At 65.1% G+C, this 15,589-nt stretch carries 14 protein-coding genes; 7 read left to right on the top strand and 7 right to left on the bottom strand.

All coding sequences use genetic code 11. The features are described 5' to 3' along the window. The first annotated feature begins 203 nt into the window (after positions 1–203). A complete protein-coding gene (locus tag BJF92_RS08765; protein ID WP_075634382.1) occupies positions 204–842 on the top strand; it encodes an outer membrane protein in 639 nt (212 codons plus the stop codon). A gap of 96 nt (positions 843–938) precedes the next feature. On the opposite strand, the gene BJF92_RS08760 is transcribed toward BJF92_RS08765, so the two are convergent. The 4 genes from BJF92_RS08760 to BJF92_RS08745 form a co-directional block, all read right to left on the bottom strand. Continuing rightward, positions 939–1,529: a glutathione S-transferase gene (locus BJF92_RS08760; RefSeq protein WP_075634381.1), complete on the bottom strand. Its 591-nt coding sequence runs from the start codon at positions 1,527–1,529 to the stop codon at positions 939–941. 320 nt (positions 1,530–1,849) lie between these two features. After that, positions 1,850–2,626 (bottom strand): ribonuclease T2 family protein, encoded by a 777-nt coding sequence (locus BJF92_RS08755; protein WP_078057939.1) that lies wholly within the window; start codon positions 2,624–2,626, stop codon positions 1,850–1,852. Beyond that, complete coding sequence (locus BJF92_RS08750; protein WP_075634380.1) at positions 2,626–3,081, bottom strand: hypothetical protein; 456 nt, start codon at positions 3,079–3,081, stop codon at positions 2,626–2,628. Before BJF92_RS08750 ends, BJF92_RS08755 begins: the two co-directional genes overlap by 1 nt. 223 nt (positions 3,082–3,304) lie before the next feature. Beyond that, a complete protein-coding gene (locus tag BJF92_RS08745; RefSeq protein ID WP_075634379.1) occupies positions 3,305–4,195 on the bottom strand; it encodes a 23S rRNA (adenine(2030)-N(6))-methyltransferase RlmJ in 891 nt (296 codons plus the stop codon). Positions 4,196–4,263: 68 nt separating this feature from the next. On the opposite strand from BJF92_RS08745, the gene BJF92_RS08740 reads away from it, so the two are divergent. The 3 genes from BJF92_RS08740 to BJF92_RS08730 all read left to right on the top strand — a co-directional run bounded on the left by BJF92_RS08740 (position 4,264) and on the right by BJF92_RS08730 (position 8,008). Further along, entirely contained in the window at positions 4,264–6,399 is a 2,136-nt protein-coding gene (locus BJF92_RS08740) for a molybdopterin-containing oxidoreductase family protein (protein ID WP_075634378.1), read from the top strand. Positions 6,400–6,471: 72 nt separating this feature from the next. Further along, a complete protein-coding gene (locus BJF92_RS08735) occupies positions 6,472–7,068 on the top strand; it encodes an NUDIX domain-containing protein (RefSeq protein ID WP_075634377.1) in 597 nt (198 codons plus the stop codon). A 118-nt stretch (positions 7,069–7,186) separates the two neighbouring features. Next, positions 7,187–8,008 carry an alpha/beta fold hydrolase gene (locus BJF92_RS08730; RefSeq protein ID WP_075634376.1) on the top strand — a complete coding sequence of 274 codons (822 nt, stop codon included), beginning with the start codon at positions 7,187–7,189 and terminating at the stop codon, positions 8,006–8,008. 121 nt (positions 8,009–8,129) lie between these two features. Here the strand turns inward: BJF92_RS08730 and BJF92_RS08725 are convergent, their stop codons facing one another. The 3 genes from BJF92_RS08725 to purM form a co-directional block, all read right to left on the bottom strand. Beyond that, the gene (locus BJF92_RS08725) at positions 8,130–8,996 is read right to left on the bottom strand and encodes an omptin family outer membrane protease (RefSeq protein WP_075634375.1); all 867 of its coding nucleotides are present in this window, start codon (positions 8,994–8,996) and stop codon (positions 8,130–8,132) included. Positions 8,997–9,229: 233 nt separating this feature from the next. Further along, positions 9,230–9,850, bottom strand: a complete 621-nt coding sequence (gene purN / locus BJF92_RS08720; protein ID WP_075634374.1) for a phosphoribosylglycinamide formyltransferase — start codon at positions 9,848–9,850, stop codon at positions 9,230–9,232. After that, positions 9,847–10,917, bottom strand: coding sequence for a phosphoribosylformylglycinamidine cyclo-ligase (gene purM, locus BJF92_RS08715; RefSeq protein WP_075634373.1), 1,071 nt, complete (start codon positions 10,915–10,917; stop codon positions 9,847–9,849). The genes purN and purM overlap by 4 nt, the downstream gene beginning before the upstream one ends. Positions 10,918–11,232: 315 nt before the next feature. Here purM and BJF92_RS08710 point away from each other — a divergent pair, with 315 nt between their 5' ends. The 3 genes from BJF92_RS08710 (at position 11,233) to BJF92_RS08700 (ending at position 15,589) form a co-directional block, all read left to right on the top strand. Further along, on the top strand, positions 11,233–12,393 hold the full coding sequence (locus BJF92_RS08710; protein WP_078057937.1) for an AI-2E family transporter: 1,161 nt from the start codon (positions 11,233–11,235) through the stop codon (positions 12,391–12,393). A 188-nt stretch (positions 12,394–12,581) separates the two neighbouring features. Further along, entirely contained in the window at positions 12,582–13,256 is a 675-nt protein-coding gene (gene hdaA, locus BJF92_RS08705) for a DnaA regulatory inactivator HdaA (RefSeq protein ID WP_075634372.1), read from the top strand. A gap of 128 nt (positions 13,257–13,384) precedes the next feature. Beyond that, entirely contained in the window at positions 13,385–15,589 is a 2,205-nt protein-coding gene (locus BJF92_RS08700; RefSeq protein WP_075634371.1) for an RNA degradosome polyphosphate kinase, read from the top strand.

The following is a 15,589-nucleotide window of genomic DNA, read 5'->3' as shown; positions in this document are numbered from 1 at the left end:
ATCATGGTTAAATTTTCTCCTGTTGCGAGCGGGCAACATCGATTTTGAGCCACCTCTTCGCCGTGAAATGATCACAATTCGGCTCTTGTGAATCCGCATTTGAGCAGCAATTTCACTCTCAACCGAGCGGGCTCAGTCATGTGTTCCAATCCCGGACAATCGCTCAAGGCGGTTCGGGCTATCGGGTCGAAAGGAGACTTAGTATGCGTATTCTCGTCACCACTCTCGCCGCCTCCGCCTTGTCGCTGGCATCTTTCTCTCTCGCTCAGGCCGCTGACGCGATTGACGAGGTTCCGGCTGCTCCGGCTGCCGACTTCACCGCGCCGGCCGCCAAGAACTGGTCGGGCGCCTATGTCGGCGGCGTCGGCACCTGGCATCATGGCAAGTTCAAGGGCACGGGCGACCGTACGGCGGCCGGCTTCGGCGGCGGCCTCTATGGCGGCTACAACATGCAGAGCGGCAAGATCGTCTACGGTGCGGAAGCCGACATCAACTACCAGGACACGGACGCCAAGACCTCGCAGCGCTCGATGGAGCAGGGTGTCAACGGTTCGATCCGCGGCCGCGTCGGCTATGACCTGAACCCGGTTCTGGTCTACGGCACCGCCGGTGTCGCTGCCGCCGACGTCAAGGCCCGTCAGGGCGGTGGTTCGGACAGCAACACGATGATCGGCTGGACGGCCGGTGGCGGTGCGGAAGCCATGGTCACCGACAACATCACCGCCCGCGTCGAATATCGCTACACGGACTACGGCAAGGAAACCTTCAACGTTCCGCGCGGCAACTTCTCCTCCGGCTATGACGAGCACTCCGTGCGCGTCGGCATGGGCGTGAAGTTCTGATCTGACCGGACGCGGTTGGAATGACGAAAGGCCGGCAGCGATGCCGGCCTTTTTGCGTTGTTGTTCAAGCTTTGGCCAAGGACGAGACGCGAGCGCTCACGCCTTGAACCGGTCGTAATCGGGGAAATGCTCGGCGAACTTCTTCGGCCATTTCGCCAGCTTCTTGCGGCCCTTCTCCCATTTGCCCTCGAAGCGCAGATCGAGATAGCGCAGCATGGCCGCAAGGGCGAAATGGCCGCCATGGAGCTTGGCGCTGGGCTTGGGCAGATCGGCGTTGAGCAGGTCGAGCGCGCGGGTGACCTTGTCCCATTGCCGGTCCATCCACGGCTCATGCACCTTCTCCGGCGGGTGGAAGCGCTTCTCATAGACGATGGCGAGCAGGCTGTCGCAGATGCCGTCACACAGCGATTCCAGCATCTCCGCCTTCAGCCGCTTGTCGTGCCGGCGGGGATAGAGCTTGCCGCCGGTCTCCCTGTCCATGAACTGCATGATGACGCGGCTGTCATAGATGGCTGTGCCATCTTCCAGCACCAAGGTCGGGATCTTGCCGAGCGGGTTGTTGCCGAGAAGGTCCGGCGGGTTCGCGGCCGTGTCGGTCAGCCGGTAGGTGACGGGCAGTTCGAGGTGATGGGCGGCCATCCGCACCTTGTTGGAATAGGGCGATGCCGGGGAGTAGAAAAGGTCCATCGAAAGATCCTTGGGCGGAACGGGTTCCGGAGCGGGCGGCATCAGCGCATCGAACCGAATCCCTTGAGCAGGCTTCGGCAGATCTCGATGGGCTGGCGCCGCGCCCTCTCCGGCAGTCGGAAGGTGGCAGGCAAGGAATGCGGCAGGCGAAGAATGTGGCATGAAAAGGCTGTGCGACGGGCCACGCCGCGACGGGGCACAAACCCTGGAAGCTCACGTCTTGCGCATCGGACTGACAATCATGCGCAGTCCGATGCGCTATCTCTTTGTCTGTTCACCGGATTTTTCCAAAACCGGTTGTCGCTTTTCGGTCCGATGCTCTAGCGCGGCGCGGGCATGGTCAGCGCGGGCGCGCGGCATCCCTTGCGGTCCACCTCCGCGCAATCCCGGAACGCCAAATCCTTGGTCATGCAGATGCGGACTTCTTCAAGCCGTGACTTGTCGCAGTCAACCGCGATCCCGGCTTGCGTCATGCCGGGATTGGCCCGGATCAGCGCTTCCTCGAGCGCCGCTGCGCTCGATGGGCGGCTTGTGGCCTGGGGGCCGAGGCTGTCGGGCAGATGCACCCGCTCACGCGCTGCGCGCAGCGTCTCGAAATAGGCTTTCTGGTCCAGCCCGCTGCAGCTGCCATGCTTGCGCCATTGATGGCCGATCAGCCCGAGCGCCGGCGGCATGATGTCGAACAAGGTGCGGCCGAGCGCCTCCGGCACGCGCTTGGGTTCCGCACTGTCGCAGAATTGCGGATAGCCGCGTTCGTTCTGCGGCCAGAGCCCGTGCACAACGAAACCGCGTCCGCTGCTGTCGCACTGGGCAGTCCTGGCCTGGGGGTCGTTGTCCTGGCACCAGCTTGGCGACCAGGACAGCGCCAGCACGTAGAAATCGAAGCCCTCGCCTTCGGGAAGATCGCCGCGCGGCATCGTTTCCGCACGTGGCGACGGGCCGGCTTTTCCGCCCGGGCCGGCTGCCGCGCCATTGGCGGGCGCCTGCAGGATCGGCGTGTTGCCGCGGCTGCCCTGCACCTCGCCTGACGCATCCTCGCTGCAGCCGGACAGCGCGAGCGCGGCGAGGCAGGCACCGACAAGAGAGGGGCGGCCCATCATTTCACGGCCTCGCAGTCGGCGCCATGCCGGCGGTCTGGATCAAGACCGGCAATGCAGAAATCGACGCGCGGGCGGGCGCCCCCATCGGCGGCATCCTCGTCCAGCACATACCAGATCGGCCGCGTGCTGTTGTCGCCAAGCCTTGCCTGCGCCGCGCAGAACCGCCGAGCGCCCGGTGGCGTCGCCCGAGGGGCGGTGCCGCGCGATTCGATCGCGGTGAAGCCGGTGATGCGCACGGTCTGTTCCCTGTTCATGACAAGGCTATCCTGCAGCCGGGCGATCTCCGTCAAGATGGCCGGCGCATCGCAGCGGTTCGGAATGTCCGCGCGCGCCGATGCGGCCAGCGCCAGGCCGGCCGATACCAAGCCGGTCAAGGCCAGGACGGTCGGAAAGCAGAGGCGAAGGCCCGGCAAAAGAGGGCCGGGAAATTGCCGGCATCGCGCTGTCGTCATGACACTCCCTGGGTCGCCTTGCTCGACATATCCTGTCCGCGGCCGCAAGTCCCGAAAACGGAATCGGTTGCGCCACTGATGCAGGAAACACGAACTCTTTCAGGATCCTGTGTGACTTTTATGAAATGCCGAGCAGAGGCTTGCCGAGCGGAGTGCCGACGCGGGCGACAGCTCCTCTCGCCTCGATGGCAAGGGCAGGGTGGCCACGACGAAGCGGCCAGGCTCACGCGTCGTCCTCCTCCGTCGCCTCCTGCCGGAGCCAGAAGGCGCGGGCGGACGCGAAGCGGTCCTGGCGCAGCCTGTCCTTCAGCACGGGCAGCAGCACGTCCAACTCCTGCTTCAGCGTGAAGGGCGGATTGACCAGGATCAGCCCGGAGCCCGAAAGCCCCGTGGTGTCCCGGTCGCTGCGCACGGCAAGCTCGGCGCAGAGCATCTTAGGAATGTTCAGCGCCTTCAGCGCCTCGTGGAAGGCGGCGATCGGCGCGCCCTGCTTCAGCGGATACCACAGGCAATAGGTGCCGCCGGGAAAGCGGCGATGGGCTTTCGCCAGCCCGGACACCAGCCGCTCATATTCGCCCGCCAGCTCGAAGGGCGGATCGACCAGCACCAGGCCGCGCTTCTCCTTGGGCGGCAGATGCGCGCCGAGCGCCAGCCATCCGTCGAGTTCGGTCACGCGGGTCTGGTAATCGCCGTCGAAGAGCCGGGCCAGCGTTGCGGAATCCTGAGGATGCAGCTCGAGCGCGGACAGCCGGTCCTGCGGCCGCAGCAGCATGCGGGTGAGCTTCGGCGAGCCGGGATAGAGCGTCACGCTTCCCGCTTCCATGCCTTGGTTCATGCCAGGGTTCAGCTCCCTGACGCAGTCGAGATAGGGGGCGAGCAGTGCCTCGATGTCCGGCGGCAGCGGCGTGGCCAGCAGGCGGCCAATGCCGTCGCGCCATTCGCCCGTCTTCTGCGCCTCTTCCTGCGAGAGGTCGTAAAGCCCGATGCCGGCATGGGTGTCGATCACCCGGAAGGCCTTGTCCTTGCCCTTGAGATAGGTGACGAGCCGCGCCAGCACGGCGTGCTTCAGCACGTCGGCGAAATTGCCCGCGTGGTAGATGTGACGGTAATTCATGCGCTGCCGTGATCGGATCTATGAAAACTTGACATGGTGACAAGCGCCGCCTTTGCGCCGCCTGTTGCCTGCAATATAGAAAAGCCATGAACGTTGCGACCCCCCTTCGGCCGGTCACCGGCCATACCGTCTGCCCGCATGACTGTCCCTCGGCCTGCGCGCTCGATGTCGATCTGATGGCCGATGGCCGCATCGGCCGCGTGCGCGGCGCGGCCGCCAACAGCTATACCGCCGGCGTGATCTGCGCCAAGGTCGCCCGCTATTCCGAGCGGATCTATCATCCGGGCCGCCTGCTGGTGCCGCAGCGGCGCAAGGGCGGGAAGGGCAGCGGCCAGTGGCAGGAGATCGGCTGGGACGCCGCGCTCGACGAGATCGCCGAAGCCTTCGTCAAGGCCGAGGCCCGGCACGGCTCGGAAGCGGTCTGGCCCTATTTCTATGCCGGCACCATGGGCCAGGTGCAGCGCGACTCGATCGAGCGGCTGCGCCATGCCAAGCGCTATTCCGGTTTCTTCGGTTCGATCTGCACCAATCCGGCCTGGACCGGCATGACCATGGCGACCGGTGCACTGCGCGGGCCCGATCCGCGCGAAATGGCCAAGTCCGATTGCGTGGTGATCTGGGGCACCAATCCGGTGTCCACCCAGGTCAATGTCATGACGCACGCCATCAAGGCACGCAAGGAGCGCGGCGCGAAGATCGTCGTCATCGACATCTATGACAGTCCCACAGTCAAGCAGGCCGATCTCGGCCTCGTGCTGAAGCCGGGCACCGACGGGGCGCTCGCCTGCGCGGCCATGCACATCGCCTTCCGCGACGCCTATGCCGACCGGGACTACATGGCCCGCTATGCCGATGATCCGGCCGGGCTGGAAGCGCATCTCAAAACCCGCACGCCGCAATGGGCAGCGGCGATCACCGGTCTCTCCGTCGAGGAGATCGAGCGTTTCGCCCGGCTCGTCGGCACCACCAGGCGCAGCTATTTCCGGCTCGGCTACGGTTTTACCCGCCAGCGCAATGGCGCGGTGGCCATCCATGCGGCGGCGAGCCTCGCCACGGTGCTCGGCAGCTGGCGGCACGAGGGCGGCGGCGCCTTTCATTCCAACAATGACATCTTCCGGCTGGACAAGCGCATGCTGATCGGCTCTGCCATGGCAGATCCCGAGATCCGCATGCTCGACCAGTCGCAGATCGGCCGGGTGCTGACCGGCGACGCCGAGGCCCTGCGCCACCGCGGGCCGGTGACGGCGCTGCTGATCCAGAACACCAATCCCGTCAATGTCGCGCCGGAGCAGCGGCTGGTGCGTCAGGGCTTCCTGCGCGAGGATCTCTTCGTCGCCGTGCACGAGCAGTTCATGACCGACACGGCAGTACTTGCCGATATCGTCCTGCCGGCCACCATGTTCCTGGAGCATGACGATCTCTATCGCGGCGGCGGCCACCAGCACATTCTGCTCGGGCCGAAGCTGGTGGAGCCGCCGGAGACGGTGCGCACCAATCTTTTCGTCATCGAAGAGCTGGCCAAGCGTCTGGGCGTCGCCGATCGTCCTGGCTTTGGCATGAGCGAGCGCGCGCATATCGACGCGATCCTCGCGCCTTCCGGCTCCAGCTTCGATGCGCTGAAAGAGGTGCGCTGGCTGGACGTGCAGCCCGATTTCGACACCGCGCATTTTCTCAACGGCTTCGGCCATGCCGATGGCCGCTTCCGCTTCCGCGCGGACTGGACCGGCACGCCCGCGCCGAACCGGCCGCCGGCCTCCATCGGTCTTCTCGGGCCGCACGCCGCTCTGCCCACCTTCCCGGACCATGCCGCGCTGATCGAGGCGGAGGATGGCGACCATCCCTTCCGCCTGGCCACATCGCCCGCGCGCTCTTTCCTCAATTCCACCTTTGCCGAGACCCGCTCCTCGGTGGAAAAGGAAGGGCGGCCAAGCGTGATGATCCATCCCGAGGATGCCGTTCGCCTCCATATCGGGGAAGGCGATATCGTGCGTCTCGGCAATCAGCGCGGCACGATCCGCCTGCATGCCGAGATCGGCGGCGGCGCGCGCAGGGGCGTTCTGGTGGCCGAGGGCCTCTGGCCGAACGGCGCCCATCTCGATGGCGAAGGCATCAACGTGCTGACCGGCGCCGATCCCGTCGCGCCCTATGGCGGCGCCGCCTTCCACGACAACCGCGTCTGGCTGGCGCGGGATGGCGAAAAGTGAGTCCGGTTTTCGCCCGAAAGCCCGCTCTGAATTTTTGATTAGGGTCCTGACCCTAGCCCGCGAAGAGGCCGCATGAGCAAGCTGAAGAATGCCCGGGTCGAGATCCTGAAGGACGAGACCCTCTCGAAGAACTGGTACCATCTGCGCAACATCACCTTCCGCTATGTCGGCTCGAACGGGCAGGAGAAGATCCTGAAGCGCGAGGCCTATGACCGGGGCAATGGCGCGACGATCCTGCTCTACGATCCCGCCCGGGACATGGTGGTGCTGGTGCGCCAGTTCCGCGTGCCGGCCTATGTCAACGACGATGACGGCTTCCTCTTGGAAACGCCGGCCGGCCTGCTCGATGGCGAGAACCCGGCCGAGGCCATCCGACGTGAGGTGGCGGAGGAGACCGGCTATCGCGTGCACTCCGTCCGCCCGCTGTTCAAGCTGTTCATGTCGCCGGGCTCGGTGACCGAGATCGTCCATTTCTTCGCGGCCCTGATCGAACAGCAGGACCGCGTCACCGATGGCGGCGGCCTGGCGGAGGAGGACGAGGATATCGAGCGCGTGGAACTGCCGCTGGACGAGGCCTTGGCCAAGATCGCGACAGGCGAGATCCGCGACGCCAAGACCGTCATCCTCCTGCAATGGGCGGCGATGAACCGGGAGAGCCTGAAGGCGTAGGGGCGCCGCTCCAATAACCGTGGGCGCTTTCACCAGTGTCTCTATGACATCATCTTCACGGAACAAGCGCCCGCCGTCCGACGTTTCGCAGGTCCATTCCCTAACCAAGGATCTGCTAATGACCAGGATCAAGACCCGCTCCGGGACCGAACTCTATGTGAAGGACTGGGGTGAGGGGCGTCCTGTCGTGCTGCTGCATGGCTGGCCGCTGACCTCGGACACCTGGGATGATTTCGCCTATGTCGCCGCCAATAACGGCTTCCGCGCAATTGCCTATGACCGCCGCGGCTTCGGCCGCTCGGACCAGCCCTGGACCGGTTACGATTATGACACGCTGGCCGACGATCTCGCCGATGTCATGGAGGCGAAGGGTCTCGATGATGCGGCACTGTTCGGCTTCTCGATGGGGGGCGGTGAAGTCGCGCGCTACCTGTCGCGCCATGGCGGCAAGGGCGTGTCGAAGGTGGCGCTGGTCGCCTCGGTCGTGCCTTACATGCTGCAGACCGACGACAATCCCGAGGGCACGCCGCAGTCGACCTTCGACGGCATGACCGAAGGGATGATCGAGGACCGCGCGCATTTCTTCGCGAGCTTCATGAAGACCTTCTATGGCGTCGGCATCTTTACCGGCAATGTCAGCGACGAAGTGGTCGAGTGGTCCGTCAACCAGTCGATGATGGCCGGCCTCAAGCCGACGCTCGCCTGCGCGGAAGCCTTCGCGACAACCGACTTCCGCCCGGATCTGCCGGCCTTCCGCGCGCCGACGCTGATCATCCACGGCACGGGCGACCAGACCGTGCCGATCGAGGCTGCAGGCCGCGCTGCCGCCCGCGCCATTCCGGGTTCGACGCTGATCGAATATGACGGCGCCCCGCACGGCCTGTTCGCCTCGCACAAGCAGCGCCTGACCGACGATCTCCTGGCTTTCCTGCGCAGCTAAGCCAACCCTGCACGGCGATTCCCTGATGGCTTCACATGAGGCCATCAGGCATGCAGGGCACTAGAAAGAGGCTGCGAGAGCAAGCTTGGCCCTGTCTTTCGGCTCTGTTCGTCGGGCCCGTTCAGAAGCTGCCCTTGAGCCCGAAGCTGACCGACAGGCTGCGGAAGCTCGCGCCAGCCGCCTCGCGGTCCGATCCGCTCTCCCCCGTCTTGGTATCGATCAAGCGCATGTCGCCGCGTCGGCGTGCCACGTTTTCGACGTCGCCTGCCAATGTCAGCGCGACGTGGTCGCTGATGGCATAGCTGGCGGTGAGGCCGAGCATGGCCACGGGCGCGGCATCCATGGAATCGAAGAAGCGCAGGTTCCGCATCCAGTGATCGTCGATGTCCTTGATGCCGAAGGTCAGGCCGAGGCCGGCGCGGGCGCCAAGCGACCAGCCGCCGAAACTTGCCTGGCTCTCAAGGCCGAGATAGGGCACGGGGATTTTCTGGCGGTAGCTGATGCCGCGCTCGCCCTCGGGAAAATGCCCGACCGAATTGCGAAACCCGTCTTCGCTATAGATGTAACCGCCGCCATAGGACGTCCATTTGACATCGGTATAGCGGAACCCGCCGAAGGCCGAGAGGGACAGGCCATCCCTGTCTGCCAGACGTCGCTTCGCCTCCAGCGACAGATCGACATAGTGATCGAGCTGCGTGTCCGGCGAGATCGACCGGTCGCTCCATCCGGTCATACCGCCATCGCGGGCATAGGGGTCGACCCAGTCGTAATCGACCATGTGCCCGTCGCCCTCCGCCCCGAGCCGCAGCTGCGTGCTCAGCGTCCAGTCCGCATCCACCGTGCCTTCGAGGCCCAGCGTATAGAGGAGCGCATGTCTGGTGTGCCAGTTGAGCTGGCTCAGTTTGTCGCCATTCTCATAGACATATTCGCTCGCGCGAAGATCGATGACGCCAACGCCGCCCGTGATGCTGTAGACCGGATCGGGCAAAGGACCATCCCCGGCCCGCGCGGGAGCGGAGCACAGAAGGCCAGAGCAGAGAAGGAGAGCAAGAGTGGGCAGGAAACGCACGAGGAGCGGAGCCTTCAAAGATGTCGGACACCTTGCTTAAGCATGGCGGAATGAAGGCAACAAGAGGTGCTCCGCGCCGCTGGCCGGGTTGTTGCCGCGCGTGACATTTCTGCTTCGGCTTGTGGCTGCCACGGAAAAGAGGGTGCGGCGCCTCAGGTTCCCGCCGTCATCCGCACGCGCCCCTCGGCCACATCCCGCAGAGCCTGGGCATAGACCCTGTGCTCTTCGGTGAGCACGCGGGCCGCGAGCGTCTCCGGCGTATCGCCGGGTAGGATCGGCACCCGCGCCTGAACGATGGCCGGCCCCTCGTCCATGCCCTCGGTGACGAAATGGACGGTGCAGCCGGCCTCGGCGTCGCCCGCTTCAATCGCCCTGCTATGGGTGTGCAAGCCCGGATAAAGCGGCAGCAGCGAAGGGTGGATGTTGAGGATACGGCCTTCATAGCGCTGAATGAAAGCCCCCGACAGGAGCCGCATATAGCCCGCCAGGCAGATCAGATCGGGCGAGAAGCCGGCCAGCGCTTCCAGCACGGCGGCCTCATGGGCGGCCTTGCTGTCATAATCGCGCCGTTCCAGCGCCAGCGCCGGCAGGCCGAGCGCTGCGGCCTTGGCCAGGCCGCCCGCATCCCGCTTGTCCGAGATCACGCCGACGATCTCGGCGGGAAAGCCCGGTTCGCCGGCCGCTTTGACCAGTGCCAGCATGTTGGAGCCGCCGCCTGATATCATCACGACGACGCGCTTGCGCGCGCCATCCCCTGCTGCCGTCGTCGTCATAGGGCGAGCGTGCCCTTGTAGAGCGTGCCGGCCGCGCCGTCTTCGCGCGCCACCATCCGGCCAAGCGTGAACACCGTTTCTCCTTCACCGGCAAGAACGGCCGCCACCGCGTCAGCCTTCTCGGGCGAAACCACGGCGATCATGCCGACGCCGCAATTGAAGGTGCGCAGCATTTCCGTCGCCTCGACGCCGCCGGTCTTCGCCAGCCAGGAGAAAACGGCGGGCGCCTTGACGGCGTTAAGATCGATCTCGGCGGCGAGATGCTTCGGCAGCACGCGCGGAATGTTTTCCGGAAAGCCGCCGCCGGTGATGTGGGCGAGCGCCTTGATCGCGCCGGTCTCGCGGATGGCCTTGAGCAGCGGCTTGACATAGATGCGGGTCGGCGTCAGCAGCCGCTCGGCCAGCGTGCCGTCGCCGAAGGGGCAGGGCGCATCCCAGGCGAGGCCCGACAGCGCCACGATCTTGCGCACCAGCGAGAAGCCGTTGGAATGCACGCCGGACGAGGTCAGACCGAGGATGACATCGCCGGCTTCGACATCGGCGGCCGGCAGCAGCTGGCCGCGTTCGGCCGCGCCGACGGCAAAGCCCGCCAGGTCATAATCGCCGCCCTGATACATGCCGGGCATTTCCGCGGTCTCGCCGCCGATCAGCGCGCAGCCCGCCTCGCGGCAGCCGGCGGCAATGCCGGCGACGATGGCCGCGCCCTGGTCCGGGTCCAGCTTGCCGGTGGCGAAATAGTCGAGGAAGAACAGGGGCTCGGCGCCCTGCACAACGAGATCATTGACGCACATGGCCACGAGATCGATGCCCACCTCGTCATGGTGATCGGCGTCGATGGCGATCTTCAGCTTGGTGCCGACGCCATCATTGGCGGCCACCAGAACCGGATCGGTGAAGCCCGCGGCCTTCAGGTCGAACAGCCCGCCGAAGCCGCCGATCTCGCCATCCGCGCCGGGGCGGCGGGTGGAGCGCACATGCGGCTTGATCTTCTCGACCATGAGGTTGCCCGCATCGATATCGACGCCGGCATCGCTATAGGTCAGGCCGTTCTTTCCGGCTTGGCTCATGGGTTTCTCGCTCCATATCATCGGCGCGCACCGCGCAACTCCGTTGCCAAATCGCGCTGCATGTTTCTAAAACCGTAACACGTGCCTGCGATTGGCATGGAAGCCGGCATCCTGCAAGCGTCACAGGCCTGTGAACAGGGCTTTCCCGCCAAAAAACGCCCGAATCGCGGCCAAGCCTCAAGCGCCTGTCGCCTTGCGGGATGTGGTCGTGGCGAAAGCTTCACGATGCCGGCCAACACCGCATGAGGCAGGCACCCCGCCGTCGGCGCAGCCGGCCGTCCATACCCTCGCAAACCCGCCCGAGAGGATCGATCCGTGGCATCTGAGGTCAATCAACAAAGCCGCGCCTTCAAGCGGCACGCGATCTTCTGGGGCGCGGTGCTCGCCGTCTTCATCCTGTTCCTGTTTCTGTTCCGCTCGATCCTTCTGCCCTTCTTCGCGGGCATGGCGCTGGCCTATTTCCTCGATCCCGTGGCCGACCGTCTGGAGCGGCTGGGGTTGAGCCGGATGATGGCCACCATCGTCATCCTGGTCAGCTTCCTCGTGGTCTTCGTGATGTCGCTGATCCTGATCCTGCCGATCGTCTTCACCCAGGCGGGGGATTTCATCGCCAAGATCCCAGACTATGTCACGACGCTGCAGACCATCTTCACCAGCCCGGACAGCCATTTCCTGCCGAGCTGGATCACCGCCGAGCTGCCGGATATCCGCCAGAACTCCATGCGCCTCCTGCAGCAGGCCGCCGGCTTCCTGGCCACGCTGATCCAGCAATTGTGGAATTCCGGCCTGGCGCTGCTCGATATCATCTCGCTCTTCGTGGTCACGCCGGTCGTCGCCTTCTACATGCTGCTCGACTGGGACCGGATGATCAACAAGGTCGACAGCTGGGTGCCACGCCAGCATCTTCTCACCGTGCGCAGCCTGGCCCGCGAGATCGACCTGTCGATTGCCGGCTTCGTGCGTGGCCAGGGCTCGCTCTGCCTCATTCTCGGCATTTATTATGCCGTGCTCCTGTCGCTCAGCGGGCTCAATTTCGGCCTGCTGATCGGCCTTTTTGCCGGCATGATCAGCTTCGTCCCCTATGTCGGCTCGCTGGTCGGCCTGTTTCTGGCCGTCGGCGTGGCGCTGGTGCAGTTCTGGCCGGATTATGTCTGGATCGGGGTGGTGGCCTGCATCTTCTTCAGCGGGCAGTTTCTGGAAGGCAACATCCTGCAGCCGAAGCTGGTCGGCGGCAGCGTCGGCCTGCATCCCGTCTGGCTGATGTTCGCGCTGCTTGCCTTCGGCGTGCTGTTCGGCTTCGTCGGCCTGATCGTCGCCGTACCGCTGGCGGCCGCCATCGGCGTGCTCGTACGCTTCGCCCTGTCGCGCTATCTCGACAGCGCGCTCTATCACGGGCCGCCCAAGGTGCTCGGTGCGCCGCATGGCGGGCTTCTCATCGAGCCGCATGTCACGACCAAACCGAAGCGGGGGGAGTAGGCCCGCCGCTGCCTGGCTGAAGCGCATCGGCTGCGCCCGCCTCTTCCACAGGCCGAGGGGTGCACCGGGGAAAACGGGGATTGCGGCGATTCCGGCCGAAAGCCCTGCCACCCTTTTCCGGCGCCCCATGCTATAAGACGCGCCCGGCCCGATCTTGACCGCAATTTCGGGCGAAGATTGAAACAGACATGACCCGCACAGCCGAACAGCTTCCGCTCGACCTGGCGCCCGCTCCCCAGACCGGGCGTGAAGACCTCATCGTTTCCGACGCCATCGCGCCGGCCGTGGCCCTGATCGACGCCTGGCCGCGCTGGCCGTCGCCCGTCGTCGTGCTGGTCGGTCCCGCCGGCTCGGGAAAATCGCATCTGGCATCGATCTGGGCGGAGCTGAGCGGTGCGGAGCGCCATCGTCCGATGCGCGATGCCGCCGAGGCCGGTCGGCAGCGCCCCGTGCTGTTCGAGGATGCCGATCGCGGCCCGCTCGACGAGACCGCCCTGTTCCACCTGATCAATACCGTGCGCCAGAACGGCACGGCGCTGATGATGACGGCGCGGCAGATGCCGGCCGCCTGGGCCGTCGCTCTGCCGGATCTGCGCTCGCGGCTGAAGGCCGTGACCGTGGTGGAGCTCGGCGCGCCCGATGCTTTCCTTCTGTCCCAAGTGCTGGTGAAGCTCTTCTCCGACCGGCAGCTTGCGATCGATGAGCGGCTGATCGACTATATGGTCGCGCGCATGGAACGCTCCCTGGACGCGGCCTGCCGGCTGGTGGAGGAGATCGACCGGCTGGCGCTGGCGCGGGCGAGCCGCATCACCCGCGCGCTGATCGCCGAGGTGCTGGATGGCGCGGACAAAGGCGGCGACTGACTGTCACAGAACGGTTGCCAAACTTCGCTAGTCGCGTAGACACGCAGACATTGAAATTTACCGCGAGCGTGCGGGGCATCTGCCGGCAGATCCTCAAGGTCTCGCTTCAAGAGGAGTTGATAGGGCTTATGGATACGTCTTCTGCCGCCACCCCGATCGAAAGCGCCAAGGAAAACGTCAAGCCGGCCCAAGACGGGGTCGACCTGCTGACGAGCCCGACCCGCTTCATCAACCGTGAATTCTCCTGGCTGCAGTTCAACCGGCGCGTTCTCGAGGAGACGCTGAACCCGGCCCATCCGCTCCTGGAGCGCATCCGCTTCCTGTCGATCTCGGCGGCCAATCTCGACGAGTTCTTCATGGTGCGCGTGGCCGGGCTGGAAGGCCAGGTGCGCCAGAACGTGGTGGTGCGCTCGCCCGACGGCAAGACGCCGGCGGAGCAGCTTGACGAAATCCTGCGCGAAATCAACAATCTTCAGATGGAGCAGCAGGCCTCGCTGGCTGTTCTGCAGCAATATCTGGCCAAGGAAGACATCCTGATCGTGCGTCCGGTCTCGCTCTCGCGCGAGGATCGCGCCTGGCTCGAGACGACCTTCGAGCAGACCATCTTCCCCGTGCTGACGCCCCTGTCGATCGATCCGGCGCATCCTTTCCCCTTCATTCCCAATCTCGGCTTCACCATGGGGCTGCAGCTGGTCAGCACCGCCGAGCGCGAGCACATGACTGCGCTTCTGCGTCTGCCCGTCGCGCTGGACCGCTTCGTGCGCCTGCCGGATGTGAAGTCGACCATCCGCTACATCACGCTCGAAGACGTGGTGGGCCTGTTCATCGAGCGGCTCTTCCCGGGCTATGAGGTGCGCGGCGCCGGCACCTTCCGCCTGATCCGCGACAGCGATATCGAGCTGGAGGAAGAGGCCGAAGATCTCGTGCGCTTCTTCGAAACCGCATTGAAGCGCCGCCGCCGCGGCTCTGTCATCCGCATCGAGATCGATTCGGAAATGCCGATCGAGCTGCGCCGCTTCGTCATCTCCGAGCTGGCCGTGCCGGAAAACCGCGTGGCCGTTCTGCCGGGCCTGCTGGCGCTGAACACCCTGTCGGAAATCGCCAAGGCCCCGCGCGACGACCTGCGCTTCCCGCCCTACAATGCGCGATTTCCCGAGCGCGTCCGCGAGCATTTCGGCGATTGCTTCGCCGCCATCCGCGAAAAGGACATGGTCGTCCACCACCCCTATGAGAGCTTCGACGTGGTGGTGCAGTTTCTGTACCAGGCTGCCCGCGATCCCGATGTTCTCGCGATCAAGCAGACGCTCTACCGCACGTCGAACGACAGCCCGATCGTCCGCGCGCTGATCGACGCGGCAGAGGCCGGCAAGTCGGTCACCGCGCTGGTGGAGCTCAAGGCCCGCTTCGATGAAGAAGCCAATATCCGCTGGGCCCGCGACCTGGAGCGCGCCGGCGTGCAGGTCGTCTTCGGCTTCATCGAGCTGAAGACCCATGCGAAGATGTCGATGGTGGTGCGCCGCGAGGATGGCCGCCTGCGCACCTATTGCCACCTCGGCACCGGCAATTATCACCCGATCACCGCCAAGATCTACACCGACCTGTCCTTCTTCACCTGCGATCCGGCGATCGGCCATGACATGGCCAACATCTTCAACTTCATCACCGGCTATGGCGAGCCCGAGCCGGACATGAAGATCGGCATCTCGCCCTATACGCTGCGCCCGCGCATCCTCCAGCATATCGAGGAGGAAATCGTCCACGCCCAGGCCGGCCGCCCGGCCGCCGTCTGGATGAAGATGAATTCGCTGGTCGATCCCGACATCATCGACGCGCTCTACCGCGCCAGCCGCGCGGGCGTGGAAGTGGAACTGGTGGTGCGTGGCATCTGCTGCCTGCGCCCGCAGGTGCCCGGCCTGTCCGAGAACATCCGCGTCAAATCGATTGTCGGCCGCTTCCTTGAGCACAGCCGCATCTTCTGCTTCGGCAATGGCCACGGGCTTCCCTCCGAGCATGCGCTGGTCTATATCGGCTCGGCGGATATGATGCCGCGTAATCTGGACCGGCGCGTGGAAACCCTCGTGCCTCTGACCAACCGGACGGTGCACGAACAGGTTCTCTCGCAGATCATGCTGGCCAATCTGATCGATAATCAGCAGAGCTACGAGATCCTTGAGGACGGGACCTCGCGGCGGATCGCGGTGTCGAAGGACTCCGATCCGTTCAATGCGCAGGTTTACTTCATGACCAATCCGAGCCTGTCGGGGCGCGGCGAGGCCCTGAAGTCCAGCGCACCGCGCGTGATCGCCGGCTGGAAGAGCGATCGTAGAAAGTAA

The organism is Xaviernesmea rhizosphaerae (assembly GCF_001938945.1).
Taxonomy (GTDB): Bacteria; Pseudomonadota; Alphaproteobacteria; order Rhizobiales; family Rhizobiaceae; genus Xaviernesmea; species Xaviernesmea rhizosphaerae.
The sequence above is the reverse complement of the archived record's forward strand: the minus strand, read 5'-3'. Positions and strand labels throughout refer to the sequence as shown.

Coding starts and splice junctions, on each gene's coding strand:
- BJF92_RS08765 (WP_075634382.1), top strand. CDS start 204: ATGCGTATTCTCGTCACCACTCTCGCCGCCTCCGCCTTGTCGCTGGCA.
- BJF92_RS08760 (WP_075634381.1), bottom strand. CDS start 1,529: ATGGACCTTTTCTACTCCCCGGCATCGCCCTATTCCAACAAGGTGCGG.
- BJF92_RS08755 (WP_078057939.1), bottom strand. CDS start 2,626: ATGGGCCGCCCCTCTCTTGTCGGTGCCTGCCTCGCCGCGCTCGCGCTG.
- BJF92_RS08750 (WP_075634380.1), bottom strand. CDS start 3,081: ATGACGACAGCGCGATGCCGGCAATTTCCCGGCCCTCTTTTGCCGGGC.
- BJF92_RS08745 (WP_075634379.1), bottom strand. CDS start 4,195: ATGAATTACCGTCACATCTACCACGCGGGCAATTTCGCCGACGTGCTG.
- BJF92_RS08735 (WP_075634377.1), top strand. CDS start 6,472: ATGAGCAAGCTGAAGAATGCCCGGGTCGAGATCCTGAAGGACGAGACC.
- BJF92_RS08730 (WP_075634376.1), top strand. CDS start 7,187: ATGACCAGGATCAAGACCCGCTCCGGGACCGAACTCTATGTGAAGGAC.
- purN (WP_075634374.1), bottom strand. CDS start 9,850: ATGACGACGACGGCAGCAGGGGATGGCGCGCGCAAGCGCGTCGTCGTG.
- purM (WP_075634373.1), bottom strand. CDS start 10,917: ATGAGCCAAGCCGGAAAGAACGGCCTGACCTATAGCGATGCCGGCGTC.
- hdaA (WP_075634372.1), top strand. CDS start 12,582: ATGACCCGCACAGCCGAACAGCTTCCGCTCGACCTGGCGCCCGCTCCC.
- BJF92_RS08700 (WP_075634371.1), top strand. CDS start 13,385: ATGGATACGTCTTCTGCCGCCACCCCGATCGAAAGCGCCAAGGAAAAC.